This is a genomic window from Micromonospora sp. NPDC051925 (assembly GCF_044548625.1).
Lineage (GTDB): Bacteria > Actinomycetota > Actinomycetes > Mycobacteriales > Micromonosporaceae > Micromonospora.
Window position 1 is genome coordinate 230,980 of sequence record NZ_JBIUCH010000002.1, and the last position, 12,771, is coordinate 243,750.

9 protein-coding genes are annotated in these 12,771 nt (G+C 70.6%); 6 read left to right on the forward strand and 3 right to left on the reverse strand.

What is annotated here, in order from left to right:
- Positions 1-146 precede the first annotated feature (146 nt).
- Both ACIG87_RS03745 and ACIG87_RS03750 read left to right on the forward strand, forming a co-directional pair.
- Positions 147-2,102, forward strand: a complete 1,956-nt coding sequence (locus ACIG87_RS03745; RefSeq protein ID WP_396847862.1) for a multicopper oxidase family protein — start codon at positions 147-149, stop codon at positions 2,100-2,102.
- A gap of 151 nt (positions 2,103-2,253) precedes the next feature.
- Positions 2,254-3,027: a PIG-L deacetylase family protein gene (locus tag ACIG87_RS03750; protein ID WP_396847864.1), complete on the forward strand. Its 774-nt coding sequence runs from the start codon at positions 2,254-2,256 to the stop codon at positions 3,025-3,027.
- Between the two features lie 430 nt (positions 3,028-3,457).
- Here the strand turns inward: ACIG87_RS03750 and ACIG87_RS03755 are convergent, their stop codons facing one another.
- Both ACIG87_RS03755 and ACIG87_RS03760 read right to left on the reverse strand, forming a co-directional pair.
- On the reverse strand, positions 3,458-4,669 hold the full coding sequence (locus ACIG87_RS03755; protein ID WP_396847866.1) for a cytochrome P450: 1,212 nt from the start codon (positions 4,667-4,669) through the stop codon (positions 3,458-3,460).
- Positions 4,670-4,940: 271 nt separating this feature from the next.
- Entirely contained in the window at positions 4,941-6,206 is a 1,266-nt protein-coding gene (locus tag ACIG87_RS03760) for a cytochrome P450 (protein ID WP_396847868.1), read from the reverse strand.
- A gap of 496 nt (positions 6,207-6,702) precedes the next feature.
- On the opposite strand from ACIG87_RS03760, the gene ACIG87_RS03765 reads away from it, so the two are divergent.
- Both ACIG87_RS03765 and ACIG87_RS03770 read left to right on the forward strand, forming a co-directional pair.
- On the forward strand, positions 6,703-7,899 hold the full coding sequence (locus ACIG87_RS03765) for a cytochrome P450 (protein WP_396848180.1): 1,197 nt from the start codon (positions 6,703-6,705) through the stop codon (positions 7,897-7,899).
- Entirely contained in the window at positions 7,896-8,090 is a 195-nt protein-coding gene (locus tag ACIG87_RS03770) for a ferredoxin (protein ID WP_396847870.1), read from the forward strand. The genes ACIG87_RS03765 and ACIG87_RS03770 overlap by 4 nt, the downstream gene beginning before the upstream one ends.
- Before the next feature lie 393 nt (positions 8,091-8,483).
- Here ACIG87_RS03770 and rfbH read toward each other — a convergent pair whose 3' ends face one another.
- Positions 8,484-9,791, reverse strand: coding sequence for a lipopolysaccharide biosynthesis protein RfbH (gene rfbH, locus ACIG87_RS03775; protein ID WP_396847872.1), 1,308 nt, complete (start codon positions 9,789-9,791; stop codon positions 8,484-8,486).
- A 324-nt stretch (positions 9,792-10,115) separates the two neighbouring features.
- On the opposite strand from rfbH, the gene ACIG87_RS03780 reads away from it, so the two are divergent.
- Both ACIG87_RS03780 and ACIG87_RS03785 read left to right on the forward strand, forming a co-directional pair.
- Positions 10,116-11,279: a nucleotide disphospho-sugar-binding domain-containing protein gene (locus ACIG87_RS03780; protein WP_396847874.1), complete on the forward strand. Its 1,164-nt coding sequence runs from the start codon at positions 10,116-10,118 to the stop codon at positions 11,277-11,279.
- Between the two features lie 255 nt (positions 11,280-11,534).
- Positions 11,535-12,761, forward strand: a complete 1,227-nt coding sequence (locus ACIG87_RS03785) for an acyltransferase (RefSeq protein ID WP_396847875.1) — start codon at positions 11,535-11,537, stop codon at positions 12,759-12,761.
- Positions 12,762-12,771: the final 10 nt, after the last annotated feature.

Genomic DNA, 12,771 nt, shown 5'->3' on the forward strand with positions numbered 1-12,771 from the left:
TCGGCCCCGGAAGCCGGCCCGCCGCCGGTCGTCATCGCCGTCCGGCCGTCCGGCCGGCGGCAGCCAGGTGAGGAGTCGGCGACCCGGGCGGTGGATCGTCGCGGCACGACCGGTGTACGCCCTCTGACAACGCAGGAGAAGATTCGATGGATGACCCCGTTGACCGCCGCGCCTTCATGGTTTCCGCCCTGCTCGGCACGGCAGGCGTCGTGGCGGGCGTGCAGTCGCTCGGTGCGCGCACTCCGAGGGGGGAAACCCCGGTGGCGACCGTCAACGGACCACAGACACCGCCGGCGCCGCTCTTCGGCCTCACCAAGTTTCTCGACCCGTTGCGGATTCCGCCGACGATCCGGTCGTACTCGCGGCAGTACCGCGACGAGCTCGACGTATCGCTGACCAACGCGCGGAGGCGGCTGCACTCCCAGCTGCCCGAGACCATGCTGTGGACCTACGAGGGACAGTTCCCCGGCCCGACCATCGAGGTGCGTCGCAACAGGCGACTGCGGGTCACGTGGACCAACGAGCTCCAGGGCACGGTGCCGCTGGTGGCGGTACGCGCACCGTACGCGGTGCCGACGCCGGCCAACACGCCCGGCTACCGGAACCCGGACCGCAGCCTGCCCGCCGGGGTGGAGCTGATCGACGGCGTCGCCGAACTACCGCCCTGGAACGTCGTGCACCTGCACGGCGCGTTGACGAACGGCGGCAACGACGGCTGGGCGCACAACGGCATGTCCCCGGGGGACTCACAGCTCACCGAGTACCCGAACCGCCAGGCCGCCAGCACCCTCTGGTACCACGACCACGCGATGGCCGTGACGCGCTTCACCGTCCACGCCGGACTCGCCGGCCTGTACCTGATCCGCGACGAGGAGGAGGACGGCCTGCGGTTGCCCAGCGGTGACCACGAGATCCCGCTGATCATCGCCGACCGCAACCTCGACACCGATCCGGTGACCGGCGCGCTCACCGGCCAGTTGCTGTTCAAGTTCCAGTACCAGCCCGCGACCGGCACGTCGGCCCCCGTCACCGGCCCGTTCACCCTCGTCAACGGCGTCATCTGGCCGCACCTCGACGTCGACGCGCGGTGGTACCGCTTCCGGGTGCTCAACGCGGCGAACGGTCGGTTCTTCCGCCTCGACCTGGTCGACGAGGCGGGCACCGTGCACAACGACGCGGTCCGGATCGTCGGCACGGACGCCGGCCTGCTGCCCGCGCCGGCGGCGGTGCCGGCGGGCGGACTGACCGTCACCCCGGCGGAGCGCGTCGACCTGCTCGTCGACTTCAGCCGGTTCAAGGGGCAGCGCCTGCGCCTGGTCAACACCGGTGCCTCCGTCGACCCGGACATCATGCAGTTCCGCGTCGAGAGCCGCAGCCGCCACGACTCGTTCACGCCGCCGGCCCGACTGTCCGCATCGTACGTCCGGCTGGGATCCGCAGTGACCGTGCCGGAGGACCACGACGAGGTGTTCGTGGCGACGACTCTGCCCGGTGTGGCCGGCCGGCCGCACCCGGAGATGTGGGAGCTGCAGGAGATCACCGAACCGGCCGAGCTGCCGACGCGGTTCCCCGAGGAGGGGGTCATCCAGCTCACCGATCCGGCCACCGGAGGGGTGCGGACGTTCCGGAGAGTCGCGCGCCTGTTCGACGACACGACGACCATCTTCATCGACCGGGGTCGGTGGGTGGTGTGGAACCTGATCCAGCTCGGCGGGGCCCCGCACCCGATGCACATCCACATGGCCCGGTTCCAGCTTTTGAGCCGGCGGAAGTTCGCCGACCTGACGGCTTTCGACGTCGCGGTCGGCGGTACCAGCAGGCCGCTGTCCGGAGCGGGCGACGGCCCGTCGATCGAGAAGCACGAGGAGGGCTGGAAGGACACCTTCAACCTGTGGGCGGGTGAGTGGATCCGGGTCGCCGGCCGGTTCGAGGGCGCCACCGGCGAGTTCATGTACCACTGCCACATCCTCGACCACGAGGACGAGGGCATGATGCGGCCCTTCGTCGTACACCCGCCCGAGGTCGCCCGGTTCCACATGCGCTCGGGCGGCCCGGCCCACCACTCGGGCGGCTCGGCCCACCACCCGGGGGGCGAGGGGTAGTCATGTGCGGCGTGACCACCGGCAGGACGTCGCGGCGGGTGGGGCCGGCTGCCGCCCCGCACCGCGCGGATCGGCTGCCGGTCGACAAGCCCGCCCTGTTCTGCTCATCTGCGGGATCCCGTCCGCTTCCGGCTCGCATAGGTTCCACGGCATGGCGACATTGGTTTCCTTCCATGCACACCCCAACGACGACACCACCACCTGCGGTGGCGTGATGCGCAAGGCACACGAGGACGGCCATCGGGTCGTCCTCGTGCTCGCCACCCGCGGTGAGCTCGGCTACCTGCCGGAGGGTCTCCTCGACGAGGGCGAGGAGTTGTGGCAGCGCAGGGCCGTCGAGGCCCAGGCGGCCGCCGATGTGCTCGGCGTCGACCGACTCGTGTTCCTCGGCTACACCGACTCCGGGATGACGGCCGTGACCACCGACGGGGCCGCCGGCACGTTCCGGGCCGCGGACGTCGAGGAGGCGGCGGTCAGACTCGCCGCCATCCTCCGTGAGGAGGACGCGGACGTGTTGACCGTGTACGACGAGAACGGCACCTACGGCGATCCCGACCACATCCAGGTGCACCGCGTCGGCCTGCGGGCGGCCGAGCTGGCGGGCACGCCGAAGGTCTACCAGTCCACCATCAGCCGCGAGCACATCAAGGCCAACCAGCGCGAGTACGCCGAGACCGCCGGCGTCGAACTGCCCTCCGGCCCGGAGTTCGGCACCCCCGACGCGGAGATCACCTGCGTGGTCGACGTCTCCGCGTACACGGAGTACAAGCGGAAGGCCCTGCTCGCCCACGCGAGCCAGATCACCCCACAGTCGAAGCTGTTCACCGACCTGCCGGAGGAGAAGTTCCGGCCCATGTTCGGCACGGAGTGGTTCATCCGCGCCGGTCAGGGCCCCGGGGTCACCGAGACGGACCTGATGGCGTAGGCGTCGACCGTCACCTGACGTGGCCGGCACGGCGACTCGCCCGCGCCGCACCATCCCCGGGTGGTCGGGGTCGGCGCAGGTGCGGCTGGCCGGGCAGGCGCCGGATCGCCTGGACCGGCTGGCGTGGGGCCGCAGGTCCGGGCCGGTTCCGGCGTCGAGGTGACGGGACTGCGGGGAGATCGGCTGCCAGCGCGGCGTGGCCGCGCTGGCAGTGACCCCGAGCGACGCCCCCGGGTCGGGAGCCGGCCCACGAGGGCCACCGGCACGCCGATGGCCCGGTGCCGTGCGCCGGCCGGGGCGGAGCCTGTCCCGGTGGTGGCCAGAAGTGGGGCTCCGGGGCAGGGGCCGGTGGCGGCGTCGCGGTGTGCGCAGCTGCCCCGGCCACCGGGGGACCGGCGGACGCTGCGGAAGTGGCCCGGACGCGGAGCGCCTACCAGGCGACGGGCAGCTCGACCAACCCCTGGAAGGCATCTCCGGGCTTGACCGGAATCTCCTCGCCCGGAACTGCGAGACGCAGGCCGGGCAGCCGCTCGATCAGCGTGCCGAAGGCGATCTCCATGATGGCACGCGCCAGGTTCTGCCCTACGCACTGGTGGGGGCCGAACCCGTACGTCAGGTGGTCGCGGAAGGCCGGGCGGTGCCAGTCCAGGGAGCCCGGCTCGTCGTAGGCGTTCTCGTCCCGGTTGATCAGGGAGAACAGGAAGAACACGCCGTCGCCCTTGCGGATGGTGGTGTCCCCGACCTCGATGTCCTCCGCGGCGACCCGCTGCAGGCCGTCGGGGACGGCCACGAGCCGCGTCAGCTCGTCCACGGCGGCGGGCAACAGCGACGGGTCGGCGCGCAGCTCGGCGAGGCGGTCCGGGTGTTGGAGCAGGGTGAAGGCGCCGAGCGCGATCGAGCTCGAGGTGGTGTCGTGGCCTGTCACCAGGACGATCAGCAACGCCTGGAGCACCTCCTCGTAGTCCACGTCGCCCGCGGCGTCGCGCGCCGCCAGAAGGTCGTCGAGGAAGCTCTCCTCGGGGTCCGGCTGTTGATCCCGCTTCTCGATGAGCTTGACGAGGTACGCCATGAGCTCGTCGTAGGCGCCGCCGGCGTTCGGGCCGAACAGGATCTGGTACGCCTTCTGCTCGAAGAAGTCCTGGTCCTCGTGCGGGATGCCCAGCAGCGCGCACAACGACATCAGGGGCACGGGCGACGCGTACGCGCGGAGCAGATCCGCCGGAGCGCCGCTCGCGATCATCTCGTCCAACTGCCGGTCGACGATCTCCTGGATCTTCGGACGCAGGGCGTCGATCCGCCTGATCGTGAAGCCCGCCTGCACCAACTTGCGCCGGGCCCGGTGCGGTGCGCCGTCGACGCCCACCAGCGCGGTGAGGAGCTTGATGACCTTCCGCTGGGCGTCGCTGAACTCCACGGCCGCGGCTGCGCTGACCATCGGCCACTGAGGGTTGGTGCGGTCGCTGGAGATGCGCGGATCGGTCAGGAGCTGGCGGGTCAGGGCATAGCCGGTGACCGCCCAGGCCTGGCGACCGTCGTAGAGGGTGATCGGGGAGAGCGGACGCTGCTCGGCCAACGGCTGGTAGCCCGGCGCCGGCTGGTAGGGGCAGGTGCGGTCCTGCGGGAAGGCGACGCTGTCGGTCATGCGGGGGTTCCTCCTCGTGCAACGAGGAGGTCCTGGTGGTCCGGACACCGGACCACCAGGACCTCTCTGCAGGGCGAGTGCCTTGGACACCGGATGGCGGAAGCTCGCCGACCCGCCGACGTGGGGCAGACACACCAGGCGCGCCTCCCCGACTGGTACCGGAGTGGACCCGGCTTCCCCCGTCGTGGCGGGTGCGGTGCGGCCGGTGGGGACACCGCCAGGTTCCGTTACGCGGACACCGTGGCGGTGTGACCCATGAGCCGGGGGTTGCTCAGGCGAGTTTCAGCGGGAGGGTCCTGGTCCGGGTGAATCCGGGCCGCAGGATCCACGGAATCTCCTCGCGCGGCACGGCGAGGGAGAGGTTCGGGAACCGGGTGAACAGCCCCTGTAGCGCCACCTCCGCCTCCTGGTAGGCGAGGTGCTGACCGAGGCAACGGTGGATGCCCTTGCCGAAGCCGAGGTGGCTCTCGCTGCCGACGGCCAGCCGGTCGATGATCAGCTCGTTGGGGTTGGGGAACTTGCGCGGGTCGGTGTTCGCGGCCAGCAGCAGCGGCGCCACCGGCGCCCCCCTCGGGATCGTCACGCCGCCCAGCTCGATGTCCTCCGAGGGGAACCTCGGCTGCGCGAACTGGATCGGACCCAGGCGCTGCAGCTCGCGCACCGCCTGCGGCCACATCGACGGGTCCTCCTTCAACCGCGCGAGCTGGTCGGGGTTCTCGAGCAGGATGATGACCGAGTTGCCGATCAGGTACGTCGTGGTCTGGTGCCCGGCGGTCACCAGGCTGAACAGGATGCCGATGATCTCGTCGTCGGAGACCCGGCTCGGGTCCTCGGCCTGCGCCTGCACCAGTGCGGTGACCAGGTCGTCCTGGGGCTCGGTGCGCCGCTTCTCGATCAGCTCCCGGGCCAGGTCGATGCACTTGAGCAGCGTGGTCGGGATGCGCTCGCCGTTCATCGTGGCCATCGAGTCACCCCAGGCCCGCCAGTGCGGCCGGTCAGGCTCGTCGATGCCTACCAGCTCGCAGATCACGGTGACCGGCAGCGGGTAGCAGTACTCCTCGACCAGGTCGACCGGCGAGCCGTCCTTGCTGTCCTCGGCCAGCTTGTCCAGCAGGTCTGCGGTGATCTGCTCGACCCGGGGGCGCAGCTTGCCGATCCGGTGGGCGGTCAGCGCGTACGAGACCAGCTTGCGCAGCCGGGTGTGGTCCTCGCCGTCGGACACGTTGAGGAGGTTGGCCATCCACGGGATCAGGTCCGGCGGGAAGTCCAGCCGCTTGAACACGCCGTCGCGGATGTCCGCGATGGTCGAGTCGGCCGGCGGGTTGGTGACGAACCGCGGGTCGGTGAGGACCTGACGCACGTCCTCGTAGCGGGTGACGAGCCACATCTCGGGCCCGCCCATCATGGTGCCGATGTTCAGTGTCCCGGTGGTCGGGCCAGTTTCCTCGCGCAACCGCGCGTACCAGCCGAACGGGTCGGCGACCACTTCTGGTGAGAACAGGTCGACCGTCTCGGCCGACGTCTCGGCAGTGGTCATGAGCCCCTCCCTTTCGTGTCGAAAAGCGTGCGATCCGTTGGCGTGGGGGCGGGCGCATTACGGCGCCTTTTCGGCAACGATAGGGAAGAATCGGCGGGCTGAGCATCCCTCAACCTGATAGGTGTGGGCGGCGACAGCCGTGCGGGAGGCCGGCGTCGGTCAGACTGTTCTCGCAGCCCACGGCCTGCCGATTTCGGCCGTGGTGCTGCCGGTCCCGCGACGCTATCAGGACGGGGGATGCCCGGCCGGTGCTGCCTGGCCTAGGTTTCGGAAGAGGAGTATGGGTCGCTGTTGATCGAAAAGCCGGGTGTCCGATGGCATTGACACCGGTCACCAGGGCTGGACCTCGGCAATCCTGGCCGAGTCGATCACCGACAAGCTGGCGGAACTGGTTCGCTGTCTGCTGGAAAGATGGGGAGGCCCTGCGGTGACGACCGAGACGATGAAAACTCCGCCCGCCGACGAGTCACTTCAGGCGCCGCTTTCCCGCGAGTTCCTGCAACGCGACGATCCGTTCCTGCTGCCGTCCGGGCTGGCGGCGTTGGCCGAGCAGTCCCCGGTGGGCAGGGCGACGCTGCCCAGCGGTGATCCGTTCTGGTTGGTGTCCGGGTACGACGAGGCCCGTGCGGTCCTGGCGGACCCGCGTTTCTCGGCCGACCGGTTCCGCTACCACCCCCGGTTCAAGAACCTCTCCGCGGAGTTGGGGGAGCAGCTCCGCAACGACAAGGCGCGGGCCGGGTCGTTCATCAACATGGATCCGCCGGAGCACACTCGTTACCGTAGGTTGCTCACCGGGCAGTTCACCGTCCGCAGGATGCGTGAGCTCGCCGCGCGGATCGAAGAGATCGTCACCGGGCGGCTGGATGCGATGCTGGCCGCGGGAACCAGCGCCGACCTCGTCGCCGAGTTCGCGGTTCCGGTGCCCTCGCTGGTGATCTGCGAGCTGCTCGGGGTGCGTTACGAGGACCGGGCGGAGTTCCAGCGACGCGCGGCGGGCCTGTTGCAGACGAACCTGTCGGTCAAGGAGGCGGTGGAGAACGCCGAGGCGCAGCGCGCGTTCATGCTGCGGCTGGTGGCGGACAAGCGGGAGAACCCCACCGACGACATGATCTCCGGTCTGGCCCACCACGCGGGCGCCGATCCCGCGTTGACCGACGACGAGTTGGTCGGCATCGCCAACCTGCTGCTCTTCGCTGGTCTCGACACCACCGCGAGCATGCTGGGGCTGGGCACGTTCGTACTGCTGCAGCGACCCGAGCAGCTCGCCGTGTTGCGGGACGACCCGTCCCGGATCGGTGACGCCGTCGAGGAGCTGCTGCGTTACCTGACCATCGTCAGCAGCGGGCTCTTCCGTTTCGCCAAGGAGGACCTGGAGTTCGGTGGGGAGCACATCCCGGCCGGCTCGACCGTGGTGGTCTCCCTGCTGGCCGCGAACCGGGACAAGCGGCACTGGCCGGAGCCGGAGGTGCTGGACGTGACCCGCGACCGCAGTTCGCACCTGGCGTTCGGCCACGGTGTGCACCAGTGCCTCGGCCAGCAGTTGGCCCGGATCGAGATGACGGTCGGCTTCACCGAGCTGCTGCGCCGCCTGCCCGGTGTTCGCCTCGCCGTGCCACCCGTGGACGTGCCCCTGCGCAACAACATGATCACGTACGGCGTGCACGCCCTGCCGGTCACCTGGGACGCGCCATGAGGGTGCGTGCCGACCGGGGCGTCTGCGTGGGTGCGGGGCTGTGCGTGCTGCGCCTGCCCGGGATGTTCGACCAGAACGACGACGACGGCACGGTGGTGCTCCTGCAGGCCGACCCGGACCCGGGCCAGGAGGCCACCGTGCTCAAGGCGATCGCGGCCTGCCCGTCCGGGGCGCTGCGGGCCGATCGCTGAGCAGGCACGTCGCCGCAGCCGGCCGCCGGGGACGCGGCCGAGCCCGCTCGGCCCACGCGGACGCGGCCGAGCCGGCTCGGCCCACGCGGACGCGGCCGAGCCGGCTCGGCCCACGCGGACGCGGCCGAGCCGGCTCGGCCCACGAGGACGCTGACGAGCCGCTCGGCCCACGCGGACGTGAGAACTTCGCGGTGTGACCGCCGGTGGCTGTCGGCCCGGGGCGGCACCGGTGCTCGGGACCTGTCCGGGCGGCCGTGGCTACCAGCGTCGACGGTGGACGACGCACGCCAGGTGGGTCGAGCGGCTTCCCGCCGGGCGCGCACCGGCGCGGACCGGCGTGCGGCCCGGCGCACCGCCCGCGACAGCGGACGGTGCGCCGGGCGGGTGCACCCGTCAGTGCGTGGCGACGAACTCCTTGAGCGTGCCGATGACGTACTCGATCATTTCCGTGGTGATGCCCGGGTAGACGCCGATCCAGAACGTCCGCTCGGTCACCGTGTCGCTGTTGGCCAGCGAGCCGACGATGCGCTGCGGCCGGCCGATGTAGGCGGGGTGCCGGGTGAGGTTGCCGGCGAACAGCCGCCGGGTGCGGATCTGGTGGCCCTCCAGGTGGCCGACGATGTCCGCGACGTCGAAGCCCGCGTCCGGCAGCACCGTGATGATGAAGCCGAACCAGCTCGGGTCGCTACCCGGCGTCGGCTCGGGCAGTAGCAGGCCGGGCAGTCCGTCCAGGCCCTCCCGCAGCTGACGCCAGTTGCGCTTGCGGGCCTCGATGAAGTCGGGCAGCTTGGCGAGCTGACTCAGCCCGAGTGCGGCCTGGATGTCGGTGCTCTTGAGGTTGTAGCCGACCTCGGAGAAGACGTACTTGTGGTCGTATCCGTCCGGGAGGGTGCCGAGCTGGAGGTCGAACCGCTTCAGGCAGCGGTCGTCCTCGCCCGGCTCGCACCAGCAGTCACGGCCCCAGTCGCGGAACGACTTCGCCAGTTTGGCCAACCTGATGTCCGAGGACAGCAGCATGCCGCCCTCGCCCATGGTCAGGTGGTGCGCCGGGTAGAAGGAGACGGTGGAGAACGCGCCGAACGTGCCGGTGAGCCTGCCGTGGTAGGTCGAGCCCACCGCGTCGCAGTTGTCCTCGATCAGGTGGCAGCCGTGCCGCGCGGCCAGCTCGGCGATCTCCGCGACCGGGAACGGGTTTCCCAGCGTGTGCGCGATCATGATCGCCCGGGTGCGCGGGGAGATCGCCTCCTCGACCAGCTCGGCCGTGGTGTTGTACGTGCCGAGCTCGATGTCGACGAACACCGGTACGAGGCCGTTCTGCAGGATCGGGTTCACCGTGGTGGGGAACCCGGCGGCGACCGTGATGACCTCGTCGCCCGGCTGGAGCCGCTGGTCGCCCAGCTCCGGCGAGGTCAGCGTGCTCAGCGCGAGCAGGTTCGCCGAGGATCCGGAGTTGGTCAGCACCGCCTTGCGCCGCTTGAGCGTCCTGGCGAAGGACGACTCGAACTTCGCCGTGATCCCGCCGGAGGCGATCCGCATGTCGAGCGCGGCGGCCACCAGGGCCTCCCGGTCGTCGGCATCCAGCACCGCCCCGGACGACAGGATCGGAGTCTGCCCCGGGATGAACGGCGTCGGCCCGGGGGCCTGGGCGTCGTGGTAGCCGCGGACCAGTTCCAGCAGGTGCGATCGGGCTGAGTCGACCATGTCGTTTCCCCTACGGTCGAGTGCGGGATGTCGCGGAACCTTGCGCTGGAGTCGGAACGACGGGCACGCGTCCACCCGATCCGGCGCACGGCATGACCGTCGTACCTTCCTGAAACTCTTCGGAAGAGACTAGAAGGGGCCGCGATTTCGGGGCATCCCTCAACGTGGTAGATCCATTCCCGGGAGTCGATTGATACTATCCACTTTGGTGATGGCCCCGGCCGGCGGTGTCGGCAAGCTTGATCCGGTACGCGCCTGCCGGCGGGCAGGTGACTCCTTTTCAGGCTCGGCTCCGCACAGATCCATGACCGCTGGGAGGACAGCTTGCGGGTTCTAATTCTCGCCGGGATCGCCCCGTCCACGATATTCAGTCACGTCCCGCTCGGGACGGCCCTGCGAAACGCGGGGCATCAGGTCATGATGACCGCTTCGCTCGACGATCTGGTCCCGACCATCGCCGGGGTCGGGCTCTCCGCCGTGCGGGTGACGGATCCGGGGGTGAGCCCGCGGGAGATCATCGCGCGCGACAGCCGTCTGCTGCATGTCCCGGAGGACCCGATCGCGCGCGAGCAGCAGTCGGGCCACTGGTACGCACGACTGGAGGCGGTCACCCTCGACGCCCTGCTGGCGTTCACCGGGGACTGGCGTCCGGACGTCGTCATCGGCGGGATGGCCTCCTACGCCGCCCCGCTGCTGGCCAAGCGTCTCGGTGTGCCCTACGTGCGCCACGGGTGGGACATCCACGACCCGCAGCTGCTGGACCTCGGCGCGGCGGAGGAGCTCCAGCCGGAGCTGGCCGAGCTGGGCCTGGACGGCCTGCCGGAGCCGGACATGATGATCGACATCACGCCGCCGAGCCTGCGTCCGCCGCACGCCGCACCCGCGCAGATGATGCGCTGGATCCCGGGCAACACGCAGCGCTGCCTGGAGCCGTGGATGTACACCCGGAGCGCGGAGACCCGGATCGGCGTGACCATCGGGACGGGCGTGGCGACCTACCACCAGTACGACTTCCTCCAGGCCATCGTCGAGAACGTCAGCACCCTGGACGCGGAGGTCGTGGTGCCGGTGGCGGAGGACGCCCTCCCGGTACTGCAGGAGCGGCTGAAGAACGTCCGGGCGGGCTGGGTTCCCCTGGACGTCCTCGCACCCACCTGCGACGTCCTCGTGCACCAGTCCGGCGGCAGCACCATGATGACCGCGCTGAGCTTCGGCGTGCCCCAGGTGCTGATCCCCGACCCCAATCTGTACCGCGCGAACGAGATGGCCCGCCGCATCGTCGAGGCCGGCGCCGGACTCGTGCTCCTGCCGGAGGAGGCCACCAGCGACACCATCGCGAAGACCTGCCAGGAGATCGTCTCCAATCCGGCCTACGCTGCGGCGGCCGGCGCGCTCGCCCGGGAGATCGCCGCCCTGCCCCTGCCGTCCGAGGTGGTCCGCCGCGTCGAGTGGCTCGTCCACGAAGCACCCGGAGGACGGTCCGACTGAGTCGTCCGTCCGACGGCGACGGGCTGGTGGCCCTCGGGAATCCCGTGGTCGTCCTGCCGGGCCGTACGGCGGACGGCGACGAGGCCGGTGTCACCCGCTCGCCGACCGGAGCCGCCGGGCCGCCGGGGCCCGCGGCGGCGGTGGTGGAACTGCCTGACCACCGATGCTGGTGCTGGCGCCGGGCGGCGCGGGTGAACCTGATCAGGCTTGAGGTCGCAGGTCACCGGAGCCTGCGCGCTGACTGGAGGCCAATTCGTGACACCAGCGGGAACGTGGCGCGCGCTGACACCCACCGAGCAGGTCCATGCGCACCGGGAGGCGTACATCGGCTACACCGTGCGGGCCGCCGGCCGACTGGACCTGGCGGCGCTGACCACGGCCTATGCGGCCGTGTGCCGCGCCTATCCCCAGTTGACGGCCCGGTTGGACGTCGGTGAGGACGGACCGGTCCTCGTGGCGTCCGACGCCCTGCCGGAGCTTCGCACCTGCGACGGGGACCTCGACCGTCCGTTGACCGGCGTGGCGCTGGACCAGCGCAGGACGTTGAGCGCCCTCAACGTCGTGCGTGCCGGTGACACCGCGAGCGTGTGCCTGCTGACCCACCACAGCATCGCCGACGCCGACCACTCCATCGCCCTGTTGGCCGCGATCTGGTCCCGCTACACCGATGCGGTCCGTGGGACGCCCACCGACCTGCCCCGCCAGCCGTACCCCAGGTCGTTGGAGGACCTGCTCGCCGAGCGTGGGATCCACCGGAACGGTCCCGACGGCGCGAGCGCCCCGAAGCCGATGGCGATGGCGGACCCGGCCACCGTGCCCGACCGGATCGCCCGTGCCCGCAACGGTGTCCAACACCGCCTGACGACGGCGCAGACGACGGCCCTGGCGGAACTCGGCCACCGCGAGCACGTGACGATCAACGGTCTGCTGGCGGGCGTCCTGCTCCTCGTCGAGGCCGAGATCCGCGGCCTGCCGCTGACCGAGCTCGTGTACCGGTTCACGGTGAATCTGCGCCGGCACCTCGTCCCTGAGGTCGGTGCCACCGAGGGTACGAACGTGCTGGGAGGCGCGGGGTTCACGGCCACCGACGACCTCGGACCCGACGCCGTCACGCTCGGCCGGGCGATCGGCGAGCGGCTGCGGGCGGGACTGGCCGACGGGGTGATCCAGCGCAGCCTCCTGGACCTGTTCAGCCAGTCCGCGCCGCAGCCGAAACCGTGGGATCCCCGCGCCGCCCCCGCCGTGGTCAGCATGATGAACTGGGGGCTGGTGCCGCCGATGCGTACGCCGGACGACCTGCGTCTGACGAACTTCCACTCCGCTTCCAGCATCAGGGATTTCACGGGTCTGGGCGGGTACGTGGTGAACACCTTCGACGGCCGGATCGGCGTCGACCTGCTGTGGCCCGAGGGAGATCCCGAGGTGCCGAAGCGCCTCGACTGCCTGCGGGAGCAGCTCGACCGCCTGACGTCGCCGCGATAAGGGCCGGACG

Bases quoted from the DNA above. Each gene is read 5' to 3' on its own strand.
- rfbH (WP_396847872.1), bottom strand. From the start codon at position 9,791: ATGGTCGACTCAGCCCGATCGCACCTGCTGGAACTGGTCCGCGGCTAC.
- ACIG87_RS03760 (WP_396847868.1), bottom strand. From the start codon at position 6,206: ATGACCACTGCCGAGACGTCGGCCGAGACGGTCGACCTGTTCTCACCA.
- ACIG87_RS03750 (WP_396847864.1), top strand. From the start codon at position 2,254: ATGGCGACATTGGTTTCCTTCCATGCACACCCCAACGACGACACCACC.
- ACIG87_RS03770 (WP_396847870.1), top strand. From the start codon at position 7,896: ATGAGGGTGCGTGCCGACCGGGGCGTCTGCGTGGGTGCGGGGCTGTGC.
- ACIG87_RS03755 (WP_396847866.1), bottom strand. From the start codon at position 4,669: ATGACCGACAGCGTCGCCTTCCCGCAGGACCGCACCTGCCCCTACCAG.
- ACIG87_RS03745 (WP_396847862.1), top strand. From the start codon at position 147: ATGGATGACCCCGTTGACCGCCGCGCCTTCATGGTTTCCGCCCTGCTC.